General features: G+C 48.7%; 25 protein-coding genes. 15 read left to right on the top strand and 10 right to left on the bottom strand.

Features of this window, described 5'->3' with window-relative positions; translation table 11 throughout:
• The first annotated feature begins 536 nt into the window (after positions 1-536).
• The 5 genes from A8F97_RS06800 (at position 537) to A8F97_RS06820 (ending at position 3,921) form a co-directional block, all read left to right on the top strand.
• Positions 537-1,343, top strand: a complete 807-nt coding sequence (locus tag A8F97_RS06800; protein ID WP_015730501.1) for an SDR family oxidoreductase — start codon at positions 537-539, stop codon at positions 1,341-1,343.
• Between the two features lie 204 nt (positions 1,344-1,547).
• Positions 1,548-1,844 (top strand): YciI family protein, encoded by a 297-nt coding sequence (locus A8F97_RS06805; RefSeq protein ID WP_033071512.1) that lies wholly within the window; start codon positions 1,548-1,550, stop codon positions 1,842-1,844.
• A gap of 207 nt (positions 1,845-2,051) precedes the next feature.
• Positions 2,052-2,825, top strand: a complete 774-nt coding sequence (locus tag A8F97_RS06810; RefSeq protein WP_015730499.1) for an SDR family NAD(P)-dependent oxidoreductase — start codon at positions 2,052-2,054, stop codon at positions 2,823-2,825.
• A 224-nt stretch (positions 2,826-3,049) separates the two neighbouring features.
• The gene (locus A8F97_RS06815) at positions 3,050-3,493 is read left to right on the top strand and encodes a nuclear transport factor 2-like protein (RefSeq protein WP_050512659.1); all 444 of its coding nucleotides are present in this window, start codon (positions 3,050-3,052) and stop codon (positions 3,491-3,493) included.
• Between the two features lie 65 nt (positions 3,494-3,558).
• Positions 3,559-3,921, top strand: a complete 363-nt coding sequence (locus A8F97_RS06820; protein WP_015730497.1) for a FlxA-like family protein — start codon at positions 3,559-3,561, stop codon at positions 3,919-3,921.
• A gap of 259 nt (positions 3,922-4,180) precedes the next feature.
• Here A8F97_RS06820 and A8F97_RS06825 read toward each other — a convergent pair whose 3' ends face one another.
• The 5 genes from A8F97_RS06825 to A8F97_RS06845 all read right to left on the bottom strand — a co-directional run bounded on the left by A8F97_RS06825 (position 4,181) and on the right by A8F97_RS06845 (position 8,630).
• Positions 4,181-4,591, bottom strand: a complete 411-nt coding sequence (locus tag A8F97_RS06825) for a hypothetical protein (RefSeq protein WP_033071511.1) — start codon at positions 4,589-4,591, stop codon at positions 4,181-4,183.
• Positions 4,567-5,853 (bottom strand): phosphatase PAP2/dual specificity phosphatase family protein, encoded by a 1,287-nt coding sequence (locus tag A8F97_RS06830; protein ID WP_014699977.1) that lies wholly within the window; start codon positions 5,851-5,853, stop codon positions 4,567-4,569. The genes A8F97_RS06825 and A8F97_RS06830 overlap by 25 nt, the downstream gene beginning before the upstream one ends.
• Positions 5,850-7,610, bottom strand: coding sequence for a bifunctional alpha/beta hydrolase/class I SAM-dependent methyltransferase (locus A8F97_RS06835; RefSeq protein ID WP_014699976.1), 1,761 nt, complete (start codon positions 7,608-7,610; stop codon positions 5,850-5,852). Before A8F97_RS06835 ends, A8F97_RS06830 begins: the two co-directional genes overlap by 4 nt.
• A gap of 131 nt (positions 7,611-7,741) precedes the next feature.
• On the bottom strand, positions 7,742-8,347 hold the full coding sequence (locus A8F97_RS06840) for a CDP-alcohol phosphatidyltransferase family protein (RefSeq protein WP_014699975.1): 606 nt from the start codon (positions 8,345-8,347) through the stop codon (positions 7,742-7,744).
• 40 nt (positions 8,348-8,387) lie between these two features.
• Entirely contained in the window at positions 8,388-8,630 is a 243-nt protein-coding gene (locus A8F97_RS06845) for a hypothetical protein (RefSeq protein WP_033071510.1), read from the bottom strand.
• A 561-nt stretch (positions 8,631-9,191) separates the two neighbouring features.
• On the opposite strand from A8F97_RS06845, the gene A8F97_RS06850 reads away from it, so the two are divergent.
• The 4 genes from A8F97_RS06850 (at position 9,192) to A8F97_RS06865 (ending at position 14,078) form a co-directional block, all read left to right on the top strand.
• On the top strand, positions 9,192-9,479 hold the full coding sequence (locus A8F97_RS06850; RefSeq protein ID WP_025919098.1) for a VF530 family protein: 288 nt from the start codon (positions 9,192-9,194) through the stop codon (positions 9,477-9,479).
• A 5-nt stretch (positions 9,480-9,484) separates the two neighbouring features.
• The gene (locus A8F97_RS06855; protein ID WP_033071509.1) at positions 9,485-10,780 is read left to right on the top strand and encodes a glycoside hydrolase family 10-like protein; all 1,296 of its coding nucleotides are present in this window, start codon (positions 9,485-9,487) and stop codon (positions 10,778-10,780) included.
• 409 nt (positions 10,781-11,189) lie between these two features.
• A complete protein-coding gene (locus A8F97_RS06860; RefSeq protein ID WP_014699970.1) occupies positions 11,190-12,572 on the top strand; it encodes a diaminobutyrate--2-oxoglutarate transaminase in 1,383 nt (460 codons plus the stop codon).
• A 9-nt stretch (positions 12,573-12,581) separates the two neighbouring features.
• On the top strand, positions 12,582-14,078 hold the full coding sequence (locus A8F97_RS06865; RefSeq protein ID WP_025919096.1) for a pyridoxal phosphate-dependent decarboxylase family protein: 1,497 nt from the start codon (positions 12,582-12,584) through the stop codon (positions 14,076-14,078).
• Positions 14,079-14,144: 66 nt separating this feature from the next.
• On the opposite strand, the gene pptA is transcribed toward A8F97_RS06865, so the two are convergent.
• Positions 14,145-14,375, bottom strand: coding sequence for a tautomerase PptA (gene pptA, locus A8F97_RS06870; protein WP_014699968.1), 231 nt, complete (start codon positions 14,373-14,375; stop codon positions 14,145-14,147).
• 473 nt (positions 14,376-14,848) lie between these two features.
• On the opposite strand from pptA, the gene A8F97_RS06875 reads away from it, so the two are divergent.
• The 5 genes from A8F97_RS06875 to A8F97_RS06895 all read left to right on the top strand — a co-directional run bounded on the left by A8F97_RS06875 (position 14,849) and on the right by A8F97_RS06895 (position 18,809).
• Positions 14,849-16,033, top strand: a complete 1,185-nt coding sequence (locus A8F97_RS06875; RefSeq protein WP_033071508.1) for a pyridoxal phosphate-dependent aminotransferase — start codon at positions 14,849-14,851, stop codon at positions 16,031-16,033.
• 247 nt (positions 16,034-16,280) lie between these two features.
• Complete coding sequence (ydfG, locus tag A8F97_RS06880; RefSeq protein ID WP_015730489.1) at positions 16,281-17,030, top strand: bifunctional NADP-dependent 3-hydroxy acid dehydrogenase/3-hydroxypropionate dehydrogenase YdfG; 750 nt, start codon at positions 16,281-16,283, stop codon at positions 17,028-17,030.
• A 265-nt stretch (positions 17,031-17,295) separates the two neighbouring features.
• Positions 17,296-17,646 carry a DUF1283 family protein gene (locus A8F97_RS06885; protein WP_005968590.1) on the top strand — a complete coding sequence of 117 codons (351 nt, stop codon included), beginning with the start codon at positions 17,296-17,298 and terminating at the stop codon, positions 17,644-17,646.
• Positions 17,647-17,804: 158 nt separating this feature from the next.
• Positions 17,805-18,416: a hypothetical protein gene (locus tag A8F97_RS06890; protein WP_227001593.1), complete on the top strand. Its 612-nt coding sequence runs from the start codon at positions 17,805-17,807 to the stop codon at positions 18,414-18,416.
• Between the two features lie 93 nt (positions 18,417-18,509).
• Positions 18,510-18,809 (top strand): DUF1161 domain-containing protein, encoded by a 300-nt coding sequence (locus A8F97_RS06895; protein WP_014699964.1) that lies wholly within the window; start codon positions 18,510-18,512, stop codon positions 18,807-18,809.
• Positions 18,810-18,858: 49 nt separating this feature from the next.
• Here A8F97_RS06895 and A8F97_RS06900 read toward each other — a convergent pair whose 3' ends face one another.
• The 4 genes from A8F97_RS06900 to A8F97_RS06915 all read right to left on the bottom strand — a co-directional run bounded on the left by A8F97_RS06900 (position 18,859) and on the right by A8F97_RS06915 (position 23,541).
• A complete protein-coding gene (locus A8F97_RS06900; RefSeq protein ID WP_025919094.1) occupies positions 18,859-20,346 on the bottom strand; it encodes an MDR family MFS transporter in 1,488 nt (495 codons plus the stop codon).
• 101 nt (positions 20,347-20,447) lie between these two features.
• Positions 20,448-21,113 (bottom strand): dethiobiotin synthase, encoded by a 666-nt coding sequence (gene bioD, locus A8F97_RS06905; protein ID WP_014699962.1) that lies wholly within the window; start codon positions 21,111-21,113, stop codon positions 20,448-20,450.
• A gap of 132 nt (positions 21,114-21,245) precedes the next feature.
• Positions 21,246-22,463, bottom strand: a complete 1,218-nt coding sequence (gene mlc, locus A8F97_RS06910; RefSeq protein ID WP_015730486.1) for a sugar metabolism global transcriptional regulator Mlc — start codon at positions 22,461-22,463, stop codon at positions 21,246-21,248.
• A 181-nt stretch (positions 22,464-22,644) separates the two neighbouring features.
• Positions 22,645-23,541, bottom strand: coding sequence for a LysR family transcriptional regulator (locus A8F97_RS06915; RefSeq protein ID WP_014699960.1), 897 nt, complete (start codon positions 23,539-23,541; stop codon positions 22,645-22,647).
• 113 nt (positions 23,542-23,654) lie between these two features.
• Here A8F97_RS06915 and A8F97_RS06920 point away from each other — a divergent pair, with 113 nt between their 5' ends.
• The gene (locus A8F97_RS06920) at positions 23,655-24,923 is read left to right on the top strand and encodes an MFS transporter (protein WP_015730485.1); all 1,269 of its coding nucleotides are present in this window, start codon (positions 23,655-23,657) and stop codon (positions 24,921-24,923) included.
• Positions 24,924-25,046: the final 123 nt, after the last annotated feature.

Consider the following 25,046-nt stretch of genomic DNA (forward strand, 5'->3'; position numbering starts at 1 on the left):
ATATTCCCCTATTTTTCCCTTCACAGCTTCACAGCTTCACAGCTTCACAGCTTCACAGCTTCACAGCTTCACAGCTTCACAGCCTTCACAGCCTTCGCGTAATAGTGTAATCGCTTAATAAACCTAGGGGCATACCCACCGCATGGCTAGCACGATCCTTTCTTACAATTTTATCAACATCGCCACAGTAATGCTCTTAGCTGCTTATAAGGTGTTAAATATTCAGTACATCTTAGTCTTGATAAAATTTGATGTTTCACCACGTTCAAAACCTGAGATGCCCGGGAATGCTGCCTTCCCTCATCACTATCTTTTTTGTATTGACTGACTATCAAAATGATACTAACATCCATTTCGTCAAGCGTCCAATATTGAGGAACGTGTAGACCAGATAGACAAGGGCCTCTTTCTGACACGCCAGCAGTATGGCTTATTTATCTGCAGCAGCGGGAAATAGCAGCGCCGGCTGCTGTCAGTTAAGTGCATCAGGTTTCATAAAAATCGCTTGTTAGCGGTGCTTCACAGGATACAACAGCATGAAGAAAACGATCATCATCACGGGAGCATCCTCAGGTTTTGGATTGCTCGTTGCTAAAAGTCTGCAAAAAATCGGACACACAGTCATTGGTACCAGCCGTGAACCCGAGAAGCACCAACACAATGTCCCATTCAAATTGCTGAAACTTGACATTGACAATGAGGACTCCGTTGCCGCTTTCAGACAAAATGTGATAAGTGAAGTCGGCCGTTTAGACGTACTTATCAATAATGCTGGCTATATGGTGACAGGCCTGGCTGAAGAAACGTCGATCGATTTGGGCAGGAAGCAGTTCGAAACCAATTTTTGGGGAACTGTGCGGGTAACGAATGCTCTTCTCCCTTTATTCAGGGAACAAAAACATGGGCAGATTATCACGGTCAGTTCGATTGTCGGCCTGATAGGGCCACCCAACCTCTCCTACTACAGCGCGTCAAAACATGCAGTACAAGGCTACTTCAAATCACTGCGTTTTGAACTTGAGCATTTCAACATCAGCGTAAGTATGGTCGAACCGGTATGGTTTAAAACTAATCTTGGCCATAATGCCGTCGCAGCTACCGGAGAATGTATTAAGGATTATGATTCTTATCGCCTTCAGGCTAATGCCGCTACGCAAAAAGGAATTGAGGACGCCGAATCGCCGGAAGCCGTAGTGAGAACTATCGGTAATCTCATTGAAGCCAAAAAACCCAAATTCAGTAATCCGGTTGGCAAGATGACAGGGATGATTCTTTTCCTGCAGCAGTACGCGCCTGGCATGTTTGAAAGTTCAATTATTAAGAGCGTGAAGAGTGCTGTTTGATCATCATCAAACACATATTTTTTCTGAGCTGACACGGGGAAGTTTTACATTCATTGCATTGAGATAATGCCTGTTTAAAAAACTCTGCGTGATGAATGTGCCCTTATCATATTCCGGATTGAGCCTGCGGTAATTAGGATGATTTTGGACCGTGTTAATTAACACTTGTTCATATTAAAAGGCATCCTATACCAGGAGAAAGTTATGAAATTTTATTTGTGCAAGTTTATTCCTCCAAGAAGTGACTTTCTGTCAACAATGACCGAGCATGAGAAATCATTGATGACTCAGCATGGTGTTTACCTTAATAGCCTGATGGACCGTGGTACTATCATTGCTCATGGCCCTGTCATTGATGAAAATGGTGGTTATGGCGTATCACTTTTTCAAATCGCCGATGAACAGGATATCAGTGAACTAACGTCAGAAGATCCGGTTGTGAAAAATGGCGTAGGACATTACGAACATTATGTGATGCCCAGTCTTAAGTCCCGTGGCTGATAATTCTATTTCATGATGAGTAATATTTTCATTACTTATTGATGAGAATTAACCGAGTTGAATTTTTGTCCTGTAAGTTTTTTATTAGCTCAGGGTATATCCGTTTTCTTTAAACGGCTAAGCGGAGCAGCCAGGTCGATTTTCGTCACGATGTTAACTCTATTTTTTACATATTCATTATTGAATAATGATTAGGAAATATAAAATATGACGACAGCCCTTATTACAGGTGCTTCCAGTGGCATCGGTGCTGAATACGCACGCCGCCTCGCCGCGCGTGGTCACAGCCTGGTACTGGTTGCACGCGCAACTGAACGTCTCGAAAGCCTGGCTACTGAATTGCGCAGCGCTCATGCCGTTGGCATCGAGGTGATAACTGCCGATCTGACAGATAATACCCAACTCGAACAGGTGGTTCAGCGCCTTCAGGACGGCTCTTTCATTGATATTCTTGTCAACAATGCAGGTGCAAGTTTGGCGGGCGGATTTGCAGAAGCAGAGTCAGCGAAGATGCAAAATCTTCTGCAGCTTAACGTTGCTGCGCCTACCCTTCTCGCTTCCGCTGCGGTAAAGGAGATGGTAAAGGAAGGTCGTGGCGCTATCATTAATATTGCCTCAGTGCTGGCACTGTTACCCGAATACTCTCAGGGTATTTATGCAGCCACTAAATCTTATGTTCTGACTCTCTCTCAAAGCCTGGCAACTGAGCTAAATGCTAAAAATATTTATATCCAGGCCGTCCTGCCTGCCGCCACGCGCACTGAAATTTACGAGCGTATCGGAACTGATATCAGCAACGTGCCTGACGTCATGGAAGTAGAAGAGTTAGTCAACGCTGCACTTATCGGTTTTGACCGTCAGGAGCTGGTCACAATCCCTCCTGTTCCTGACATTAAAGAATGGAATTCATTTGAGCATGCAAGAATGCTTCTGGCTCAGGGGTTTAGCAACAGTTATGCAGCAGCGCGCTATAGCAATTAAAAACCTTCCATCTATTAAAATGGTAAATGTCAGCACTAGCACGATTCTATGAATTAAAAAGGACATCGTACCTATATTACATTTTTCTGTGAAATGGGCATATTTCCTAAAACTATTCCGAGACTGGTTGTTAGAGATAATACCCAAAACCACCATGTTTTCTATTTACGGTGAAATGGCATTAATAATTTTATGACTAACATAATGAATGGAAAGAAATAAATATGAGTAATGTAGAACAAAGTAACCAGCACAACATCCACCAGGCTTCACCTAATGCAGCGGTGCAGTCCGGGCTTCAGGAGTGGCATCGCATCGTCGCTGAATCAGATTGGGAACGGCTGCCTGATTTACTGGCTGAAGATGTTGTTTTCAGTAACCCGTCGACGTTAGACCCTTACCACGGCAAGGGACCACTGATGGTCATTCTGCCAGTTGTCTTTAGCGTACTTGAAAACTTTCAGTATGCTAGACACTTTTCCAGCAAATCAGGTTATGTTTTAGAGTTCAAAGCCAGCATGGGTGACGAGTTCCTCACCGGTGTCGATCTTATTGAATTTAATGATGAGGGTAAGATCACTGATTTAGTCGTAATGATGCGTCCTGCAAGCATCGTAATAGACCTTTCCGCAGAGGTTGGAAAACGTATCGCCGCAACACAAAGCTAAGTTGGTTTTATAACCGCTATTCTTAATAAGTACTGTCTCACTAAGCACTCTCTAACGGAGGAATTATGGCAACAATAACTATGGATAGCAGCAGTGTGTCAAGCAGTTCGAAAGCGGGCTCAGGAGGCAACGGCTCACAAATTGCTGCGATTACCAAACAGATCTCTCAGTTGACGCAAAAGCTAAAAGAGTTAGGTGCCGATACGGCTATCGGAGCTAAAGAAAAAAAAGAGATGCAGGATCTTATCCAGGCACAAATTCGGATGCTGCAAGCCCAGCTCGCACAAATTCAGCAACAGCAAGCTCAAAAGGCGGCAGATAAAAATGGAGTAGGCGTTGAGGATGTATCAAAAGATAACACCACCCTCAGAGTCGCTGAAGGCGTCAATAATCCAACGGAAGATAATGCTATAGATATTTATGTATAGCGTTTGATGATTAACTTTCATGCTATGCAATTAGTCTAATCCCGTGAGATTTTGAAATATCTTACCGATGTTGCGCAGCTTTGTGCAATTCTCGGTAACAGACTGAAAGTAGAGCTCGAAGTTTATGGCTTTGGCTCTACTTATTCATTCCACCCTTAGATATCCTCCAAGGAATACGGATAGCGAAAATTACTGTCAGTGGCAAGCAACGTTGACACGTCGTACTCGGTTATGGATTTGTGAATGCATTCACGTAACGTCACATAACCCACAATCCCACCATCAACCATACAACCCACAGCATCCCCGTGAGCCGCATTGTATGCCGAAAAAGATTCAGAGTTCCTCGCTGGCGGTCAGCAAATGTTCGCTGCTGTAACTTTTCTCGGCACCAGATAAAATGGAGTACCTCTCCTGCGATCTCGTTATTTTCTTCACTTATAAATCTGAAATAGCGTTCATCCAGCCAGAGTCGCCAGCAACCAAACCAGACGATACCGCATAGAAATACGATAAAAATACCAGGTAAACTCATCTGAGCAATGAAAAGCCCCCACATGAACGGTGGTGCGGAAAAAAGCAGAAAAAACCGCCAACTTGCCAGTGTTTGCTGTATGAGGTAGGCCTGCAGAGCTGGCCTACATTTTATATCCTGATTTTTGTCTTCCATCGTTCCAGCAATTCCATATGTTCAGGTGTAAAAATGACCTGATGACGAGCTTTACGTACTTGCTCAACGGCTTGGGGCAGTGTCAATTCCGGATAGTACTGCAACAACCAGGCTGTAACCACCAGTGCGCTGCGTGAGAGCCCCAGTGCGCAGTGAACCAGTACGCTGCCATGTTTTATGCGCAGCTTCTCCAGAGTATCCACAGCCTGACAAAGTGTGTCACCATCCGGATTAACCAGATCCAGCATAGGTACACTGGAATACGCAACACCTCGTGAAGCACGGGAGCGGGGAAATTCGCTGGTCAGATCCAGCACCGCCTGTTGTTCCAGAGGCGTTCGCGGGTACGTCCCTAAAAAAAGCCCATCAACCAGCGGACTGACTGCCGGCAAATGGCTGGTATAGTAGCGCATAGAGAGCATCATCCCCGTCCGCCAAGGAAACAGCAGCCACAGGGCGGCGGGTGTTAACCTCCCTATCCTATCTTTTTGTAATGCCTCAACGCCGAGCGCACCGTAAGCCAGCGCCACTATCAGCAGTGCCAATGTCGGCCACCACAACCAGAGCGTGAAAAATGTTCCTGCCAGACACGCCAGTGCACCACACAGATAGCGAACGGCCAAGATCCTACGCTTACCAGAGGCGATACGCCAACGCCATTGGACCTGATCCGGAGTCACCCAGTCGATAACCATACCAACCGCCAGCCCGGTGATGACATCAATAAAATGGTGCTGCCAAGTGGTCAGAACCGATACGGCAATCAGCAAAAACCAACCGCCGTTCAATGTCTGCCATTTACCTTTCAGATGACGATGGAAGTGCAGCCACAGCAGCCAGCATAAAATAATATGCAACGACGGCGACTGATTGTACGGTAAATCAAACTGTTCAAGCTGACCAAAAAGCCACCCGGCCAGACCGGTTAGCTCCGGTCTGGTGAAGGTAAATTGCAGCGGAAATAACAAGAAACCAATGCAGGCAATCAGTGAAGCCAACACCAATTTGCAGACCAGTCGCCGCTGTTCATTCAGCGTTGTACAGACGAATAGCGATAAGCCGTACAGCAGATCCAGACTCCAGTAAGGGATAATGGTCAGCGGCACAAAAGGAATATGCCGCTCCCACTCAAAGACCAGACTGCCAATGTTATCTCGCTCGGCGGTAAACTGATTAACCTGCCCATACGTTAAAAAGAAAAACGGAGCAAGCAGCAGCAACCAGCCAATACCTTGCTGGTAAACAGAACGTCGGGTTGTCATGATGCGCGACGTACCGCCATTGAAACGGTGAAAATTCCCCACTCATCTATCAGTTGAGCGCATTTATCGAACCCAGCCTCCCGCACCAGTACATCCATTTCATCTTGAGTACGTACTCGCATCACCCACGCCTTACCATCTTTATGGCTGGTCAGCGACCAGGCGATGGTTTTTAGCTGCGGATGCCAGGGCTGCCCGGTATAGATCAGAATACCTCCTGGCTCAATGGCATCTGCCAGCCCGGCAAGCGAATTACGCACCAGCGTATTTTCCGGGAACAATTCGTACAGTCCAGAAACAATCCCCAGCGTCGGACGAGGCTGAAGCGCGGCCAGTTCTTCACGGTTAAAGGCATCCCCCCGTTCAAAACGCGCAGGTGCCGCCATTGTGCGAGAAGCAATCATCTCCTGGCCTCTCGTCACATTTAATTCGCTGTAATCTCGCAGTAAAATTTCATCCACCGCTGTTTCACTTTCCAGCGCATCGAGTACGTAGCGTCCGTGGCCAGCGGCAACGTCAACCACCCGCACTGTTGTTCCTTGCTCTGCAAGTTTGGCAACTGCCTGCTGAATCAACATTTGCAGATGGATTTTACGCTGGCGGATCCCTTTCCAGCCAACACTGTTGAGGTAGTGTTTGTCAATCAGACGCCCCAGGGCGCTGCTACCCTGCGGTTGGTTGCGATAGACATAATCGAGCGTACTGCCGGAATCAAAACCTGTTTCAAATCCCAGACGAACCCCGGTGGACTGCGTCCCCAGCATCTTCATACCATAGCGCAAGCCACGCCAGGCGATATCGTCCAATGAGTAAGGTTCTGGCCCGCCACTCAACATCCTCCAGGTATCCGCCCCCGGACTCCAGCGATCTTCGTTGCTGTAGTCGAAACGTTGAGGAGGCAGAGCATAGAGCGTATCAATAAACTCACGCATTTTATCGAACGCCAGATGTCTCTCTTTTTCACCCAGCGTATCGTGATAAAAACCCGGCAGCACATGAAGCTCTTTTAGCGGGTTGCGCAGTCGCTGGTAGAAGTCGATCTGCGGCTGACGGTGTACAACGTAATCCTCTCCAGAGACCAACATCTGCACTGGCAAGGTGATTGCGCTGGCATCACTGACAATCCTCTCTGCCGTTTTGTAGAGATCTAGCAGAATATTGACCGCGATAGGACGGGTAATCAGCGGATCCTGATTGAAACTCGCCACCCGTACCGAGTCATGGGTCAGATACTTGCCCTTCACGTAGGAGTTAACAAAAAAGAGTCCGCGCAGTCGGTGCATCAATGCCAGCCCTGGACGGGCAAACGGTACGTACAGTTTGACCTTAAACGCCGGTGACGCCAGCACCAGACCACGAATAGCCGGAGCGTAATCATGCACCCAGGTTGCCGCCAAAACTGCACCAACGCTTTGCGCCACAACCACCACATCTTCGATTGAAGCCTGACTGTCAGTTGCAGCAAAACGAACAAACTCGTCTACATCCTGAACTGAGCGAGCCAGCGATGGGCTGTAGCCGCGCTGGCCCGGCGAACGCCCGTGTCCACGGGCATCCCAAGCGTAGAACGCCGTGTCCGGCATCGCCAGTTCATCGACAATATGTTGCAAACGGCCAGAATGTTCATGTCCGCGGTGGAACAGAACAATAACTTTCGGCGTTGCTCCTGCCGACGTTGCGGGCCAGTAGCGATAAAACAGCTCGGTGCTGTCACTGGTCAAAAATTGCCGCTCTTCAGGCGTCCTTGTATTAATCATGAGGATGACTTCCTGTTGTTTGTTGCGAAAGCGCCAACAACTGGCACTTCAGATCGTCCATAAACGCGTTTTTATCGGGACTAAAACTCAGTGGGTCACCAATCTCCGCCTGCTTTCCCCTGGACACAGCATCATTTCGCCACCTCATCACATAATGCGCTACGGCAGCGGTTGATGACCGTCCACAGCAGCAATACTGTGGCTATCCCCCAGACAACATTATTCCATTGCACAAACTGTGGCCAAATGGACAACGCCAGCCCCCAAGCGCCGAATGCCAGCGCTCTGTCACTTTTTCCCAATGGTCCGGCATAGCTGCGTACACCATTGATAGTTTGCGCCAGCACACCACAAAACTCGGTCATGGCCGTACAGAGTACCATGACCAGAACCAGCGGCGTATTACTGTATGGCAACAGCATAAAAGGCAGGTAGAGCGCGATATCAGAAAGCACATCACCGATCTCATTGAGAATGGCGCCGAGACGCGACTTTTGGTTGCATTCGCGTGCCAGCATGCCGTCCAGCGCATTAAGCGCCATGCGCACAAACAGCACAATCGGGAGCAGAACAAACAGACCAGGCTCGGGGAAAACCATCAATACTGCGCCGGTGATAAAAGAGAGGACCATCGCCGCGAGCGTGATGTGATTAGCGGTAACGCGGTATTTGTGCAGCCAGAACATGAATGGGCGCAAAAGCGCCTGAAAAGCGGGCTTTGCCTGATAAAGCGTCATTACTCTGTTTTCCTAGAATCATAAATTCATCAATTGTGCGCTAAATAACCTTATGATGAGAAATATTTTTTTCACCCTGAATTCTGGTAGTGAAGAAGATATTTCTATCCATTACTTCCCTTTCCACCTCATTCCCACCAGGACCTTCAGACGCATCCCCATTATTGACTAATATCAATAAATCGGTTTTGTCATGAGTGGCATTGTGGGGGATATCGTTGTTGGCATGTACGTTTGCGACACTGAATAATCCTAAAAAGGCTATTATTGGTGTTAATTTCATTGTTACATCCCTCTCTTCAGTTATTTTGCAGTTTTATTATTCATAGATCACTTATTGTCAGTGACTTTTACAATGTAGAAAATACTACCGAAAAAGGTGATATTAATCGCTCCATGTGAGCAGAAATGTTTTGCAATCCAATAGTCAATAACATTTCTCCATCTGGTTTAAATGGCTCTTAATGAAGGAACAAACACTAGATTTTATATACAGAATTTTTATCAAGGATAATGAAATGCATTTTATTTATTGAGAATGATATTAATGTTTTTATTGGTAATTCCGTTATATTTGATCGATTTTTTTCGACGAAACCTTAATTTTTCATTTTTATCTAAGTAATTTAAAAAATAGTAGAACACATGAAAGAGGCTCAGCCCGAGTTGAGCGATCTGATATTTTATGTCCATTACGATAGTCTGGTTATTAATACTATAATGCGTGTAATCCTGCGTATTGATACCAATATTGTCATCCTCACACCGTCACATACATTGCCGCTCGCCCAGCTTTCTTGTAACCTTCCTTTGTTAAAACCTGAAATTACCGGACTTCTACTACATGGCTGCTCATATTTCTAAAGACCCTTTACATGGTGTAACGCTTGAAATGCAAATCAATGCGCTGGTTGCCCGTTTTGGCTGGGTTGAGCTAGGTCGGCTGATCAACATCAATTGTTTTAAAAGCGATCCTAGTGTGAAATCCAGTTTAAAGTTTCTGCGCCGTACACCGTGGGCTCGCGCCGAAGTTGAAGCGCTGTATCTTGATTCCTTGGGTGATGTCACGCCCGCAAAACTAGATGATAGTGCCGTTGACCCATGGGCAAATAGTCGCAAAAATAAGAGCTAACCAACGTGAAAAAGCCAGTCGTACTTATCGCTACTGCGCTTCTACTTGTCAGTTGCGCCTCCAAACCGCCGAATTCACTTGTTACCCCTGTTCCTACCGTTAAACAGTCACTACCAGCCATGCCTCAGCAAAGTCAGGAACCGGTACGCGGAGTCTGGCTGGCGACTGTTTCCCGTCTCGACTGGCCGCCAGTGGCGTCAGTCAATGCTAGCAGCCCTGCCATCCGCATTACTCAGCAGCAGGAGGCGATGGCAGGTAAGCTGGATAGATTGAAAAGTCTCGGTATCAATACCGTATTTTTCCAGGTTAAACCGGATGGCACTGCACTTTGGTCATCTAAAATATTACCTTGGTCAGATATGCTGACCGGCAATATTGGTGAAGCGCCTGGCTACGATCCGCTTCAGTTCATGCTTGATGAAGCGCACAAACGCGGTATGAAAGTCCATGCCTGGTTTAATCCCTATCGCGTATCCGTCAATACCAAACCCGGAACCGTGACGGAGCTAAACCGTACATTATCGCAGGATCCAGCCAGCGTGTTTGTGTTGCACCGTGACTGGATACGCACCGCTGGCGATCGCTTTGTTCTCGACCCTGGCATCCCAGAAGCACGAAATTGGATCACCAGTATCGTGGCCGAAGTCGTGTCACACTACGCGATTGACGGTGTGCAGTTTGATGACTACTTCTATGCCGAATCATCGACTTCTGCTCTTAACGATAGCGAAACCTTTAAACGATATGGTCAAGGGTTTAACTCAAAAGCCGACTGGCGGCGACACAATACGCAACGGTTGATTGAGCAGGTCTCGCGTACCATCAAGCAGTTGAAGCCCGAGGTTGAATTCGGCGTCAGCCCCGCCGGCGTATGGCGCAACCGCTCGCACGATGTAGCCGGTTCCGATACACGAGGTGCGGCAGCCTATGATGAAGCCTATGCAGATACCCGCCAGTGGGTACAGCAAGGGTTGCTGGATTATATTGCCCCACAGCTATACTGGCCTTTCGCGCGCGACGCCGCGCGCTACGATGTATTGGCAAAATGGTGGGCAGACGTGGTGAGGCCCACGAGCACGCGTCTCTATATTGGCGTTGCTTTGTATAAAGTCGGTGAGCCGTCAAAGAATGAGCCAGACTGGATGATAAAGGGCGGTGTGCCAGAACTGAAAAAGCAGCTCGATTTGAATGAGTCTACGCCACATATTAATGGCACGATCCTGTTCAGAGAAAATTATCTCAATCAGCCACAAACTCAGGAAGCGGTTAATTATCTCAGAAACCGCTGGAACCCGATCTGACGGGTTGTAGAGGAATCCAAAACCTCCGTATCAGTTATATAAAGGCTGAAACAACATGTAAGGCAGCATCACATTCCCCCTCGCCTGCGGTTTCCATTCCGTTTTCTCTAGCTAAAAGTGCTGTTTACTCCGTTTGTTACCACCTTTTAGGCTCAAAAACCCTGCGGCCAGAGGATTTTTTTTGCTTATTTAATAAGCATGTAAGATAGCCATGGCATCATGATTAACAAAAAAATAACCCAACCATTTGATTTTTATGCAAAAAAATAAAGATTTTGAAACGAAATAAATCATTGAGTCGGTGACTGAAAAACCCTATATTGGCCGCGTTTTTCTTATAGTAGTTATGTGTTTAATTCATTTATTCAACCGTGGTTGCCAGCGAGCACACGGTTGTAGGAGAGATATGATGACGGATAAAGTCCGTATTGACAGTTTAGGTGCGAATTCATTAAACGGAAACAATGAAACCTATTTGGCAAGACAAGCTGAATTTGAATCGAACGTGAGGAGTTATCCACGCAAATTGCCTCTGGCAATTGCGAAAGCTGAAGGCGTGTGGATCACCGATGTTGAGAATAATCAATATCTTGATTGTCTGGCTGGTGCGGGTACGCTCGCGCTTGGTCATAACCATCCTGACGTGCTGCAAAGCATCCAACGTGTCATTACTAGCGGCTTGCCGTTGCATACACTTGATCTGACAACGCCGTTGAAAGATCAGTTCTCCGAATACCTGCTTTCCTTATTGCCAGGTCAGGGCAAAGAGTACTGCCTCCAGTTTACCGGCCCTTCTGGTGCCGATGCGGTTGAAGCCGCTCTGAAACTGGCAAAAAAATACACCGGCCGTTCTGGTGTGATCAGTTTCTCTGGTGGCTACCACGGCATGACGCACGGCGCGCTGTCGGTAACCGGCAACCTGTCACCGAAAGAAGCCGTCGACGGCATGATGCCTGAAGTCCAGTTTATGCCTTACCCGCATCAGTACCGCTGCCCGCTGGGCATTGGCGGTGACGCCGGCGTTAAAGCATTAACTTACTATTTTGAAAATCTGATCAACGATGTTGAAAGTGGCGTGCGCAAACCGGCTGCGGTCATTCTGGAAGCCGTTCAGGGTGAAGGTGGCGTTAACCCTGCACCTGCCGAGTGGTTGCAGCGCATTCGTAAAGTGACGCAAGAACACGGTATTCTGCTGATCATCGACGAAGTTCAAGCTGGCTTTGCACGTACTGGTAAATTCTTTGCCTTTGAACACGCGGGCATTGAGCCAGATATCATCGTGATGTCCAAAGCAGTCGGCGGTGGCTTGCCATTAGCGGTACTGGGTATCAAGAAACAGTTCGATGCCTGGGCACCAGGTCACCATACGGGAACCTTCCGTGGCAACCAGTTGGCAATGGCAACTGGCCTGACGACGCTGAAACATCTCAAAGACAATCAGGTGGCAGATAAAGTCGCTGAGCAAGGTGAATGGCTGAAAGCCAAACTGGCTGAGCTGCAAAAACGTTATCCTGTGATGGGTCACATTCGCGGTCTGGGCTTGATGATCGGGATTGAGATGGTTAAACCTGACGAAGCGCAGGATCACATGGGTTGCTACCCGGCTGATGGCGAGCTATCTGCGCTGTTGCAGAAAAAATGCTTTGAATCAGGCCTGATTCTGGAGCGCGGCGGCCGTAATGGTTGCGTTCTGCGTCTGCTGCCATCCCTGCTGATCAGCAATGCTGAATTGGAAATCTTCCTGGATAAATTTGAAAACGCCCTGCTTTCTGCTGGCGTGAAGCCAGTCTGAGTGGAGCGAATGACCACGATGTCCCCATTAGTGGAAACAAAAGTAAACCCGATTCTGGCTTCTTCTGTGCAGAGTATCGAAGCCTATCAGGATGCAATTACGCAAAGTAGTCAAGCCGTTATGCAGTGGCTGCAACAGCCTGAGATGTATCAGGGCAAAACGGTTGCTGAACTGCGTGAACGCATCACGCTGGATTTTAATCCTCAGGGCCTGGGTAACCAGATCGCTATTGAGCGTGCGATTGAGTACTTTTTGAAAGACAGCCTGTCGGTGCATCATCCACAGTGTGTCGCTCACCTGCACTGCCCGAGTCTGGTGGTCAGCCAAGCGGCTGAAGTGTTGATTAATGCCACAAACCAGAGCATGGACTCTTGGGATCAAAGCCCGTCAGCGACCATCATTGAGATGAAGCTGATTGAATGGCTGCGCACTCAAGTCGGCTATCAGTCTGGCGATGCTGGCGTGTTCACCAGCGGTGGCACCCAGAGCAACCTGATGGGGCTAATGTTGGCGCGTGACGCTTTCTTCGCCCGTCAGGGACATTCGATCCAGCAAGATGGATTGGTTGGTAACCTGAAGAAAATTAAAGTGTTTTGTTCTGAAAATGCCCATTTCTCGGTACAAAAGAACATGGCTTTACTGGGTTTAGGTTACCAATGTGTCACGCTGGTGAAAACCGACCGTTTCGCGCGGATGGATCTGAACGATCTAGCCGAGAAGGTGGCGCAGGCCAAGGCGAATGGCGAGCAGATTCTGGCAATTGTTGCGACAGCAGGTACGACTGATGCAGGCGCGATCGATCCTCTGCGGGCGATTGCAACACTGGCAGCGGAACACCAGATTTGGGTACACGTCGATGCAGCTTGGGGTGGCGCATTGCTGCTGTCCGAGAAGTATCGCGATTATCTGGACGGCATTGAGTTAGTGGATTCCATTACGTTGGATTTCCACAAGCAGTTCTTCCAGACCATCAGTTGTGGCGCATTCTTGCTGAAAGAAGCACGCCATTATGAACTGATGCGCTATCAGGCGGCTTACTTGAACTCTGAGTTCGACGAAGCGCAAGGCGTGCCGAATTTGGTGTCGAAGTCATTACAGACGACACGCCGTTTTGATGCGTTGAAACTGTGGATGGGTCTGGAAGCGTTAGGCCAACAGCAGTACGCGGCGATCATCGATCACGGTGTTACATTGGCGCAGCAGGTTGCACAATATGTGGCTGAACACGCCTCGCTGGAATTAGTTATGCAGCCACAACTGGCAAGCGTTCTTTTCCGTTCTCGTCCAAAGCAGGTGGCGACAGCGGACGATGCGACGGTTGCATTGCTTAACCAGCGTATTGGCGATGCATTACTGGAGTCAGGACGTGCCAACGTCGGGGTCACCGAGTTTAACGGTATTACCTGCCTGAAGCTGACGTTACTGAACCCAACGGTCAACTTGGATGATGTCAAAGTCCTGCTGGCGTTGGTTGAAAGCACTGCCCAGCAACTGCTGACAGCGTAACCCCCTGCTCTACCGAGCCATGAAAGCCGATAATACTCAATGTGTTATCGGCTTTTTTTTGCTTTCTTAATACGAATATCCTGGTTTTTTCGCTAGCGTATCCAACTGCGGTTTGATGATCGGATCGTAAACCTCGTCCTTCCAGCGTTCCGGCTGAATTTCGTTGAACGCGACAGAAAGCGAATCGTTAGAAGAACCGAAGTGCTTCTTTAGTACCGCGGCGAGATCTTCTGCGATGACTTTCTTCTCTTCTTCAGTCAGGTCCCTTGGGAAGTGTTTGACATCAATATGGGGCATAGGATGGTCCTTTTCAGTGATGAAACAGCACGTTGGTTAAGATAGCCAGTTAGCTAAGATAGCTAGTGTGCACGAAGACAGCAACAGGATCGCTCCGCCCGATAATAGGTAATCGCTTTAGATAAGTTGGCCTAAACTCATCGAAGTGTGTCATTCAGGCCACTGTTAGCGCTCTGAGGGAGCGTGGCTTAATCGCTATCTCGTAGGGCAAGTGCATCATTTTATGCGCCATGATGGATCTCTTGCATAAGTAATACCTATCATTTGATTTAATCACCAAGTGAATAAATAAATTTTTTTTACCTTTAATCGATATGCAAAAAAGGTGAAATTTCCCGCCATGTGGGAAAACGTGGCGTAAGAAAATATTATTTCACCGATTTGACAAGGTATTACAGATTGACGAGCTAGGAAAATTGGCGCGCTTTATGCTTTAGCTCTCCTGTCATTATGTAACTAAGGAGAGTGTTTTGATGAATTTTTTAATCAATGAAAGCGGTGTGTTAAACCCGAAACGCAGAGCATTATTAAAACTTTCTGGCGCCCTGCTGGGGACGGTGGCGGTAACCACAGGATTAAACTCGCGAGTGTTTGCCGAAACTCAGCCTGAAAGCACAGCCTTTACTGCGCCGTCGACCGATAACCCAATCCGTATTAACTTCAATGAGAATCCACTGGGTATGTCGCCCAAGGCGCAAGCTGCCGCACGTGATGCGGTCGTGAAAGCCAATCGCTACGCAAAAAATGAAATTTTGATGCTTGGCAATAAACTAGCGGTGCATCATCAGGTGGAAGCCCCTTCTATTTTGCTGACAGCGGGATCGTCCGAAGGTATTCGGGCAGCGATTGAAGCCTACGCATCACTGGAGGCACAGTTGGTGATCCCTGAATTAACCTACGGTGATGGCGAACACTTTGCCAACATTGCCGGAATTAAGGTCACGAAAGTTAAAATGCTCGACAACTGGGCATTCGATATTGAAGGGCTAAAAGCCGCCGTTGCAGGTTACTCTGGCCCCTCTATCGTTTATCTGGTCAATCCTAACAACCCAACGGGCACGATTACACCTGCGGATTTAATCGAACCGTGGATTGCCAGCAAGCCTGCCAATACGATGTTTATCGTCGATGAGGCTTACGCCGAATTCGTCAATGACCCACGTTTTCGCTCTATTTCGCCGATGATTACCCAAGGCGCAGAGAATATTATTCTGCTGAAAACGTTCTCTAAAATACATGCCATGGCTGGTATGCGCGTGGGGTATGCTGTCGCACATCCCAACGTCATTGCGTTGCTGGGGCGGTATGTCGCGGGCGAGAAAATCAACTTCAGCGGCGTGGATGCCGCATTGGCATCGATGGACGATCGGGCATTTATCACTTACAGCAAAAAGAGTAATGATGTGTCGCGTCAAATCCTGCTGAAAGCGTTAGATGACCTGAAATTGCCGTATTTGCCGTCTGAAGGGAACTTTGTTTTCCACCAGTTAGTCGTCCCGCTGAAGGATTACCAAAAACATATGGCAGATGTCGGCGTGTTGATCGGTCGCGTGTTTCCTCCGGCAGATAACTGGTGCCGCATCTCGTTAGGTACACCGCAGGAAATGCAGTGGGTCGCGGATACCATGCGTGAATTCCGTAACAAGAACTGGATTTAACTCTCCGCCATACCGATTTTTCCGCCCCCCTATGGTGCGGCATCCTGTCTTCTAAGCCTGTATCTCTCGATAGGAATTCGATTTCAGCCCCTCTCTCTGAGGGGCAATTATTCCTGAGCTACCTCGTTGAAACCCGAGTAACGCTTGACCCGCGGGGAATTGCGCGGCTAAATGACCTCATGCCTTTCATTATTTATATTGATATCAGGCACAAGCAGAACATGAAAACGGTCAGGGAGAAAAGAGCATGATTATTTTTGTTACCGGTGCAACCGCTGGGTTTGGTGAGTCAATTACCCGTAAATTTATTAGTGCGGGCCATAAAGTGATCGCGACAGGCCGCCGTCAGGAACGTCTGGATGCACTGAAGTCGGAACTAGGCAATGCGTTGTATACGTTAAAATTAGACGTGCGCGATCGTCAGTCGATTGAACAGGCTGTTGCCTCTCTACCTGTTGAATGGCGGGCGATTGATGTACTGGTGAACAACGCGGGTCTGGCATTGGGTCTGGAACCTGCACATAAAGCATCGGTAGACGATTGGGAAAATATGATCGATACCAATAACAAGGGGTTGGTATTTATGACCCGTGCGCTGCTGCCTGATATGGTGGAGCGCAATATCGGTCACGTCATTAACATTGGATCCACTGCGGGAAACTGGCCTTATGCTGGCGGTAACGTGTACGGGGCCAGCAAAGCGTTCGTTCAGCAGTTCAGCCTGGGATTACGGGCCGATCTGTCTGGCACCCGAATCCGCGTGACGAACATCGAACCCGGTCTGGTCGGCGGAACAGAGTTCTCAGCCGTGCGCTTCAAAGGTAACGATGAAAAAGTTAGCAAAACCTATGACAACACCACACCGCTGACGGCCGAAGATGTGTCTGAGGCCGTTTTCTGGGTTGCCACCCTGCCGGCGCACGTCAATATCAACACGTTGGAAATGATGCCGGTTAGCCAATCTTTCGCCGGTTTAAGCGTACATCGCGAAGGCTGATAGCCACCAATAGCAGAACAACTCAGGGCATGGACGCACGTTTCATGCCCTTTTCTCTTCCCTCCTAGCGCAATGCGGCGCGGTTATAGTGCCGTTGAAGCGAAGGATGTATACTTCTTGTTATAGGTAGCCTTTTGTTTTGCACGATGCACGAAGGTTACAGGGAACGTCAGTCGCCCTTTGTTGTCTATCGCTTTGCCGTGCACGTGTTATCGTTCTGCGGCATTGGCGTTGGTTTTTATCATTCGTTCAGTCAAGGTGAAACATGAACCACTACTCTTTTTCCTCTTTGATTCGGGCCTTTATCCCGCTTTCTCTGGTTATCGTTTCTGCAGCCTGGCAGCCTGCCGCACTGGCTGATACGCGTCATATCATTGTTGATTCTGGCGACAGCGCGTTGTCGAAAGAAGCGGCGCGTCAAAGTAAAGAGCAATGGGATTCAACCCGCTCCCTGCGTAATAAAGTGAACAATCGAGTTGAGAAAGAATTCGATAAAACTGAAAAAGCCATTGATGGGCGTGAAAAATGTAACGCCAGCTATAACGTTAATGCTTACTGGGAAAACACGACCGATCGCTGCCTCGATCGTCGTACTGGCCGCCCGGTTGCCCCATGATTCTTTACCCACGCCTTCTGGCGTGGGTTTCCCCTTTTGTCTTCGTATTGCCGCACATTGACTCTCATCCGAGGATGACGTCACCGTTAAATTCAACGATTATCGTTATATCGTAGCAACACGCATTTTTATCCAAAATAGAGCACATCAGGATGAATATGGATTTAGCACAGTTATTTCTACGCCCTTTTCACATAAAACGGTGGGGCGTGTTCATCATGTGCCTACTGGTCAGTTCGTGCGCCAGCACGTACCCGGATACGGACAACATCACGGCCATCACCAATAACAACGGGGCGATTGTTGCTGAGTCCGATACTTATGTTTATAAATTCTCCGACGCCAGAGCGCAAAAAGAGTATCAGGACTATTACGCGTTTTATCGTGATTACAAAGACATTATCCTTGGCGTGAGGGTCGATTTTTCTCTCCGTAATGGTCAGGTCTACGCGAGGTATAAAAACGTTATTGATACTCACCGATTGACCAAAGAGCAGGAAGTTGATTTACGTGAACTCTTCGCCGCACACATTCCCACGACGATGGGAAAAGGGGAAGTCACGTTTAGCGCGAACGGCACATTCGCTAAGAAAGAAGGTTCACTAGTCAGCCCGACAGACAAGGGACGCTTGCCGCAACCGATCCCTGTGGTTATCAATAGCAGCGATAACTCGGGCAAAGAGGTGCTGCTTGCTCCTCTCATGGTTCCAGCCGTTATCCTTTTCCCGCTGTTTATGATGTATGGTTGTGCTACGGGGCCCTGTGTTTAATCATCATTGATGGCCTGATTTCGCCGCTTTTTCGCGTTATCTTCATCGTTTGATATACTCAAAGGGACTTTTTTCAGAGAAAAGGATCAAAAGATGAAAAAAACCGTCATTTTTGGTGCCGCGTTATTCCTGGTAGTGCCGTTGGCTGCACAGGCATCTTGCGAGAGCGTAAAAGCGGATATTGCCCAGAAAATCATCGCCAATGGCGTGCCTGAATCTAGCTTTACGCTGGATATCGTACCGAACGATCAGGTGAATCAAACCGGTGGTCAGGTGGTTGGTCACTGCGAGAATGATTCGCACAAGATTGTTTACACCCGGCACGCCGAGGGGGACATTAATACGGAAAGTATGCCTGTGCCAGCAGAAGGCCAGCCGACAACCACACCATAACCCTTCCTCTGGATATTCAAAAGGCGCTTTCGCGCCTTTTCTTTTGTCGTTATTTTTTTCCGCTTTCGATATGTCCTGGCCGCTGATTCGTAGGGATCATTCTGGCGGAAAGCAGCGTAATAGCGGCGATGAGGGCGGAAACGATGAATACGCCGTGAATTGACGAGGCGACTTGCGATGCCAGCGTATCGAGCTGGTTTACGCTCAGCAAAATGCGTTTGGCTGGGTCCATGAGTATTTGGAGCGGATCGCTCACTTCCGGTAATCGCCAGTGCAGATTGATGTTCAACGTAGCACCAAGAATTGCCGTCCCCAATGCCGATCCCAGCATGCGGGTAAACATGGCGGAAGCTGTCGCAATACCGCGAATAGAGTAGTCCACCGAGTTTTGTATCGAAACCAGAAATGTGGTGCTGCTTAGCCCCATTCCCGAACCGATCAAAAATGCCGCGAGCCGTGCCCACATAAGATTGCTGTCTGGTTGAACGGTTAGCAGCGTCAGGCTACCAATAAGCAGCACAATACCACCGCACATCGCCGTAAATCGGTACGATGTCCACAGCATTAAGCGCCCGCTCAACGTGCTGGCCAGCGGCCAGCCAATCGACATCATCGCCAATATACTACCTGCCTCTAGCGGAGTTTTGCCCATTACCCCCTGAATGAATGTCGGTAAAAAAGCGCTCACGCCCATCATGGCAGCACCGACGACTAATCCCCCGAGATTACCGGCGATAATGATCCGATTGCGCCACAACGCCAGTGGAAACAACGGCTCTGGCGTGTGTTTTTCCTGTCGAACCAGCAAGATGCTACCCACAACGGAAATGGCGAGCAGCGGGATCACCCAGTAACCAAACACCTCCGCCTGTAGCAACGCCATCAGCAGACTGGCGACGGACACCACCAGATAAAATGCCCCAACCCAGTCCAACTTATGTTGACGTACCGAATTGATCGTCGGTAGATAGCGAGCCAGCAAGAAGATCGAAAATAGCCCAATCGGCACGTTGACCCAAAAGACCAGTGCCCAGTTAAAATGTTGAACAATAAACGCTCCGAGCAGAGGGCCGATGATGGCGGAAACACCCCACACGCTAGACAGATACCCCTGGATTTTCGGGCGTTCGGTTGAGCTGTAAACATCGGCAACAATAGTGAACGCAATCGGCGTAATCGCGCCTGCGCCCAACCCTTGCAAGGTTCGGAAGACTATTAGCCAGCCCATCTGCGTAGAGAACCCACACAGAATCGATCCCAGCAAAAACACAATCATGCCAAAAAAGAAAACCTTTTTACGACCATACAAATCGGCCAATCGACCATAAATTGGAATACTGATCGACTGTGTTAGCAAATAACCCGCAAAGACCCAACCTAATAGGGAAAACCCACCTAAATCCGCAATGATCGTGGGCAATGCCGTGGCGACAATAGTCACCTCAATCGCCGCCGTGAACATGGCCAGCATACAGGCAATTAAAATCCAATGGCGATGTGGGACAGGTGTTGGTTTCTGGTTATTCTCTGTTTTCATTATATTTTCAGGATAAGAAGAAAAACTGCCTGTGAGTATAACAGGTGGCATGGCGGAGAAAATTTATTCCCGCAGGATGCGGGAATAGAAAATGAGAGAAACTAATTGCTGACGGCAGAAAGATCGATATAAGACGAGAGATCTCGTTGCTCAGCGCGGGGTAAGTAAGGTAATTCGCCCAGTTGCGGTGCCGGAATTTTTTTGCGCAGCACATGAATAATTTCTGCATAATTCGCCAGACCGGGGTTAATACGGTTAGCGACCCAGCCAACCAACGGTAAACCATCATTGATAATCGCCTGTGCCGTTAGCAGCGCATGGCTGATGCAGCCCAGCTTAATGCCGACGACCAGCACAACAGGCAGTTGTTCCTGTACCACCCATTCGGAATATGGCCGTAGATCGTTCATAACGGTTCGCCACCCACCGGTGCCTTCAACCACCACGATATCCGCGATCTCGCTCATGTGGCGTAGACCTTGCGTCATCGTACAGTAATCAATCGCTTCATCACTGGCGCTGATTTCATCTTCTCGCAGTGCAATGGGGTTAACCATGTTATAGGGCAATTCCAGCGTAGAGGCCGCTTGTAGCAACAGTGCATCTTTATTACGCAAACCCGCTTCCGTCTCTTCGCACCCTTTTGCTATCGGTTTGTAGCCCGCAACCGACTTACCTGCCAGCGCCAGTTTTTGCAGTAGCGCCTTGGATACCACCGTTTTGCCAACAGCGGTATCAGTACCAGTGACAAAAATACGTTTCAACATGGGATAACTCCAGACCACCTAAATACAACAAAACAAGCACAGCTAAATGCTTTCCAAGCGTGAAAGTCTAGGCTATGCCTCATTCTGGCGGTTTGCGTTAGCGCAATGTTTTGTTGCTCTACACCTTTATGGTTATCCCTGCAACAATTTAACTAACAGCGATCCATTGTAGAGTGCATCTTTCACCAGTGCAGCGCCGGGCATCGTACCCTGATTGTAGAACTGGGTCGCTTCCACCTTGATGTTGTGGCTATAGGGCGGGAATGACTGTTGTTGAATACAGCCTAAAATGGCGGGATGCAAAATGCTGGCTGCTTTATTCAGGGGGGAACCAACCAGGATTTTATCGGGATTGAAGAGATTCACCATGATGGCAACAATGCGGCCCACGTTATTACCCACATCGTTAATGATATCTTTGGCTAGCTGATCGCCTTTGAGCGCGGCATCACACAGGTTTTCAACGCTGAGCGGTGAACCGTGCAGAAGCGAACTCATGGAAGTATTCATGCGTTGCTGCGCCAGTTCCAGCATATTTTCCGTGCTAGCGACCGTTTCCAGACAACCGTGATTCCCGCAATAACAACGCTTGCCATAGGGATCGACCTGTGTGTGCCCTATTTCGACCAGATTTCTGCTTCCCGCATGCAGGATACGCCCACCGGTAATGATCCCCGCGCCGACGTTATGATCGATCACCACCTGAACGACGTTTTGGCAATCACGTGATGCGCCGTATAGCGCTTCAGCCATTGTCCAGGCGCAGATATCGTGCTGCAAATACACCGGCAGCCCCGTGCGCTGTTCCAGGGCCGGACCAATCGCCATCTCCTCAACGTCATAAAACGGCATCCGGTGAATAACACCCTTGCTAGAATCAATCATGCCTGGTGCGGTAATCGCAATTGCGGTTAATCGCTCCAACCGTTTTTGGTGTCGAATAAAAAACTGATCGATTTCATTCAAAATGCGGTCGAGCAGTGGCTGCACGGCTTCTGCGGGAAGTGGAATCTCTTCCTCCACAACCAGCTTACTGCTGAGATCACGCAGTGCCAATAACAGGGTATTGTGGCTGATACGCGCAGAAAGATAGTGCCAGGCTTGGGTATCCAGAATCAGGCCGATAGCGGGACGCCCTCTGCTGCCGACATCCTGATATTCAGTTTCCTGTACCAGATGAGCTTCCAGCAGTTCACGGACGATTTTGGTAATACTGGCGGGCGCGAGCTGAGCGCGTTTGGACAGTTCGATACGTGATATCGGGCCGTACTTATCGATCAGCCGATAGACTGCACCAGCATTAATTTGTTTGATTTGATCGATGTGTCCTGGTTGACCGTCGGCAATCACAAACCTGGCTCCTACTCATTCGCATTATAACGGGTACTGCTGTTGAAAAATTTATCTTTATTATCGCGGCATAACTATTTTTCACGCTGCAAAATAAAAAAACTGCGGGTATGGTGGGGCTTTTCACTAAACTCGTCAAATATTTGATTCGTTATGTGATTTAGTGCGCATATTTTAACTATTATCCGCCCAGCATTAGCGACATCAGCATGTTAGCCGCTGCACTTTGCGGATGATGTCGCGCCGTAACCAACCAGACTTCAGTCGTAGCATCGTCCTCTTCCAGCAGTAAATATTTCACCCCATCGACCCGAATACGCAAGAATGACGCAGGCAAAATGGACACGCCCAACCCCGCTGATACCAATCCGACGATAGTCATCGCCTCGCCGACTTCTTGCGTGATGTAGGGGCTGATGCCATAGCGTTTCAGCAACGTCAGCGTATCGTCATACAGTGCAGTTCCGACCGCACGGGAGAAGAAAACGAACGGTTCATTCGCCAACTGTGTGATGTTAATTGCACACCCTGCGGCCTGTTGCGCTAACGGATGGGATTCCTGCACCACGGCGATTAGCGGTTCACGCAACAGCAACTGATGATTCAACGCATCCGGCAGCGGGTTATTGCGCATGATGCCAATATCGAGTTTACCGTTCAGCAGTGGTTCAATTTGCTGTTTGGTGTTGAGCTCTATCATCTGAATATGCACTTCCGGGTATGTTTGGCGAAAACGCAGCAAGCTGCTGGAAATCTTTTTGATAAACGGCGCAGACGACGTAAAGCCGATCGTTAATTCTCCAATCTCGCCGCGTTGAATACGGGATGCCCGCTCCGCCGCCTGATCCACCTGGCTGATGATCGACCAGGCTTCTTTCAGAAACATCGAACCCGCTGGGGTGAGCTGAACATTCCGGTTGTTACGCGCTAAAAGTTTCGCGCCCACCTGCTCCTCCAAAATTTGAATCTGTTGGCTCAGCGGTGGCTGTGAAATGCGTAATCTTTCTGCGGCACGCCCGAAATGCAACTCTTCGGCGACGGCAATAAAATAGCGAAGGTGGCGTAGTTCGATATTCATACTTTAAACGTATCAATCATGATTATTAATATATTATACAAAATAATATCACTCTTCTATGATCGCTTCATTGTTGTTTACGCCTGATTTACCTTCTCCGGTAAGGAATTATTGTGAGTAATCTGCCATCTTCGGCACCAAGCGATTGGCCTATTTCTACAGCCGACGATACGGATGCTATCGTCCCGAAATCTTCTGGTAAAAATCCCTATATCACACGTGGCACACCACAATTTATGCGTGTCACGTTGGCGCTGTTTTCTGCTGGACTAGCAACATTCGCCCTGCTCTATTGCGTACAACCGCTATTACCGGTGTTATCTCAGGATTTTGGTATTTCGCCAGCAACCAGCAGTTTGTCACTTTCCGTCTCAACGGTGATGCTGGCTTTTGGGCTGCTGTTCACCGGGCCACTCTCCGACGCGATCGGTCGTAAGAATGTGATGGTGGTATCCTTGATGCTGGCTGCGATCTGTACCGTGATTTGCGCATTTATGACTAGTTGGAACGGCGTATTGATCATGCGGGCAATGATCGGCCTGTCGCTAAGCGGCGTCGCGGCCGTCGCCATGAGTTACCTGAGTGAGGAAATTCACCCCAGTGTATTGGCATTTTCGATGGGGTTATATATCAGCGGCAACTCGATCGGCGGGATGAGCGGGCGTTTGGTCAGCGGCGTATTAACGGACTATTTCCCGTGGCGGGTTGCAATCGGTGCAATCGGCGTACTCGCGCTCATTGCGGCGATAACATTCTGGCGAATTCTGCCGGAATCACGCCATTTTCGCCCCGGTTCACTGCGCCCGAAAACGCTGCTGCTAAATAGTAAACTACATTGGCGCGATACGGGTTTGCCGCTGTTGTTCCTTGAGGGATTTTTGCTGATGGGCGCGTTTGTTACGCTGTTTAACTACATCGGATATCGGCTTTTAGCTCCGCCGTATTTACTCAGTCAGGCGGTGGTTGGTTTACTTTCTGTGGTCTATCTCACCGGAAGCTACAGTTCACCAAAAGCCGGCGCGTTGACGTCCCGCTATGGACGCGGCCCGGTGCTGAGTATTGCGATCCTTCTGATGCTAATGGGATTAGGAATGACGGCACTGAGTCCGTTATTCGCTATTTTGGGTGGGATGATGCTCTTTACTGCGGGCTTCTTCGCCGCCCACTCGGTTGCCAGCAGTTGGATTGGCCAACGGGCACGGCGCGCCAAGGGGCAGGCTTCATCAATGTATCTCTTTTCTTACTATTTGGGGTCGAGCCTCGCTGGCACGCTGGGGGGACTCTTCTGGCACTCATTCGGCTGGATGGGCATTACTGTGTTCCTCGCAACGCTCTTATTTTTTGCATTGATAGTCAGCCTGATACTGAAACACCGCCTTTAAACCTCTTTATTATCGGAGTTTATCTGAATCAGGGTAAACTCCACGTTGCCCACCTCATCCCTCTCGATTCCCCCACCAGCCTTGACTGAAAATAATGACAATCGTGATTGCTGAAGTGTGTGT

The organism is Pectobacterium parmentieri, assembly GCF_001742145.1.
GTDB classification, from domain to species: Bacteria; Pseudomonadota; Gammaproteobacteria; order Enterobacterales; family Enterobacteriaceae; genus Pectobacterium; species Pectobacterium parmentieri.

Excerpts from the sequence above, each read along its gene's own strand:
- A8F97_RS06800 (WP_015730501.1), top strand. The coding sequence starts at position 537 with ATGAAGAAAACGATCATCATCACGGGAGCATCCTCAGGTTTTGGATTG.
- A8F97_RS06805 (WP_033071512.1), top strand. The coding sequence starts at position 1,548 with ATGAAATTTTATTTGTGCAAGTTTATTCCTCCAAGAAGTGACTTTCTG.
- A8F97_RS06810 (WP_015730499.1), top strand. The coding sequence starts at position 2,052 with ATGACGACAGCCCTTATTACAGGTGCTTCCAGTGGCATCGGTGCTGAA.
- A8F97_RS06815 (WP_050512659.1), top strand. The coding sequence starts at position 3,050 with ATGAGTAATGTAGAACAAAGTAACCAGCACAACATCCACCAGGCTTCA.
- A8F97_RS06820 (WP_015730497.1), top strand. The coding sequence starts at position 3,559 with ATGGCAACAATAACTATGGATAGCAGCAGTGTGTCAAGCAGTTCGAAA.
- A8F97_RS06825 (WP_033071511.1), bottom strand. The coding sequence starts at position 4,591 with ATGGAAGACAAAAATCAGGATATAAAATGTAGGCCAGCTCTGCAGGCC.
- A8F97_RS06830 (WP_014699977.1), bottom strand. The coding sequence starts at position 5,853 with ATGACAACCCGACGTTCTGTTTACCAGCAAGGTATTGGCTGGTTGCTG.
- A8F97_RS06835 (WP_014699976.1), bottom strand. The coding sequence starts at position 7,610 with ATGATTAATACAAGGACGCCTGAAGAGCGGCAATTTTTGACCAGTGAC.
- A8F97_RS06840 (WP_014699975.1), bottom strand. The coding sequence starts at position 8,347 with ATGACGCTTTATCAGGCAAAGCCCGCTTTTCAGGCGCTTTTGCGCCCA.
- A8F97_RS06845 (WP_033071510.1), bottom strand. The coding sequence starts at position 8,630 with ATGAAATTAACACCAATAATAGCCTTTTTAGGATTATTCAGTGTCGCA.
- A8F97_RS06850 (WP_025919098.1), top strand. The coding sequence starts at position 9,192 with ATGGCTGCTCATATTTCTAAAGACCCTTTACATGGTGTAACGCTTGAA.
- A8F97_RS06860 (WP_014699970.1), top strand. The coding sequence starts at position 11,190 with ATGACGGATAAAGTCCGTATTGACAGTTTAGGTGCGAATTCATTAAAC.
- A8F97_RS06865 (WP_025919096.1), top strand. The coding sequence starts at position 12,582 with ATGACCACGATGTCCCCATTAGTGGAAACAAAAGTAAACCCGATTCTG.
- pptA (WP_014699968.1), bottom strand. The coding sequence starts at position 14,375 with ATGCCCCATATTGATGTCAAACACTTCCCAAGGGACCTGACTGAAGAA.
- A8F97_RS06875 (WP_033071508.1), top strand. The coding sequence starts at position 14,849 with ATGAATTTTTTAATCAATGAAAGCGGTGTGTTAAACCCGAAACGCAGA.
- ydfG (WP_015730489.1), top strand. The coding sequence starts at position 16,281 with ATGATTATTTTTGTTACCGGTGCAACCGCTGGGTTTGGTGAGTCAATT.
- A8F97_RS06885 (WP_005968590.1), top strand. The coding sequence starts at position 17,296 with ATGAACCACTACTCTTTTTCCTCTTTGATTCGGGCCTTTATCCCGCTT.
- A8F97_RS06890 (WP_227001593.1), top strand. The coding sequence starts at position 17,805 with ATGGATTTAGCACAGTTATTTCTACGCCCTTTTCACATAAAACGGTGG.
- A8F97_RS06895 (WP_014699964.1), top strand. The coding sequence starts at position 18,510 with ATGAAAAAAACCGTCATTTTTGGTGCCGCGTTATTCCTGGTAGTGCCG.
- A8F97_RS06900 (WP_025919094.1), bottom strand. The coding sequence starts at position 20,346 with ATGAAAACAGAGAATAACCAGAAACCAACACCTGTCCCACATCGCCAT.
- bioD (WP_014699962.1), bottom strand. The coding sequence starts at position 21,113 with ATGTTGAAACGTATTTTTGTCACTGGTACTGATACCGCTGTTGGCAAA.
- A8F97_RS06915 (WP_014699960.1), bottom strand. The coding sequence starts at position 23,541 with ATGAATATCGAACTACGCCACCTTCGCTATTTTATTGCCGTCGCCGAA.